The sequence below is a fragment of the Mesorhizobium sp. M4B.F.Ca.ET.143.01.1.1 genome (assembly GCF_004792275.1).
Taxonomy (GTDB): Bacteria; Pseudomonadota; Alphaproteobacteria; order Rhizobiales; family Rhizobiaceae; genus Mesorhizobium; species Mesorhizobium abyssinicae.
The window spans coordinates 1-251 of record NZ_SRSR01000412.1; the positions used below are offsets into that span (position 1 = coordinate 1).

Annotated in this window: 1 pseudogene; it reads left to right on the forward strand. The window is 65.7% G+C overall.

Annotated elements, in window-relative coordinates:
• Window positions 1-111: 111 nt before the first annotated feature.
• Window positions 112-251 (forward strand): annotated as a pseudogene (locus EN786_RS37540) (Tn3 family transposase); the annotation flags it as partial.

The window sequence follows — 251 nt, forward strand, 5'->3', positions numbered from 1 at the left end:
AGAGCGGCCGCCGTTCTCTCCCCCGCAACAGGCAAAAACGGTCTCCCCGTCCTTCCGCCCTCGAGCCCGCCGGCGTTGCCGGCGAACTCTCCCTTGTGCAGGACCAGGCCCGCGATGATCCGCATGCAGGCGTCGCTTGTCTATGTGAACACGCGCATGATGCAGTCGGTGTTGAGCGAGCCGAAATGGTCGGCGCGGCTGACGCCGGAGGATTATCGCGGCCTGACGCCGCTGATCTACGGGCACGTCAA